A 552-nucleotide genomic window follows, 5' to 3' on the forward strand; every position below is an offset into this window, starting at 1 on the left:
TTTTTTCTTTTCCCTTTTTCTTCCTCCTTTTCTTTCTTTCTTTTTTTTTCTTCTTTCTTTTTCTCCTCATCTTTTCTCTCCTTTTCCTCTTTTCCTTTTTTTTTTTCTCTCTTTCTTTTTTTTTTCCTCTTTCCTTCTTCTTTCTTTTTTTTCACCTCTTTTCCTTTTTTTTTTTCTCTCTTCTCTTTTTTTTTTCTCTCTTTTTTCTTCTTTCCTTCTTCTTTTCCTCTCTTTTCTCTTCTCTTCTTCTCCCTTTCTCTCAAATCTTCTTTCTCTTCCCTTGTTTTCTCTCTCTTTTCTTCTTCTTTTTCTTTCTCTTCCTTTACCTCCTTTTTCTCCCTCTCTATTTATTCCTCTTCACTCCCCTCCTTCCACCCTCTCTTTCTCTTTTTCTTTCCTCTTTTCTTTTTCTTTTTTTTTTTCTTTCCTTTTTCTTTCTTTTTTTTTTTCTTTTCCTTCTCCTTTTTTTTTTTTCTTTTTTTCTTTTCTTTTTTTTTTCTTTTCTTTCCCTTTTCCCTTTTTTCTCTTTCCTTTTTTTTTTTTTTTTTTTTC

The 552-nt window shown here is 29.0% G+C and carries 1 protein-coding gene; it reads right to left on the reverse strand.

Translation table 11 applies throughout. The features are described 5' to 3' along the window. Positions 1 to 357: 357 nt before the first annotated feature. A partial coding sequence (locus DNK85_RS12735) for a hypothetical protein (RefSeq protein ID WP_208123195.1) occupies positions 358 to 552 on the reverse strand: 195 nt, incomplete at its 5' end.

This window comes from Cysteiniphilum halobium (assembly GCF_003574425.1).
Classification (GTDB): domain Bacteria; phylum Pseudomonadota; class Gammaproteobacteria; order Francisellales; family Francisellaceae; genus Caedibacter; species Caedibacter halobius.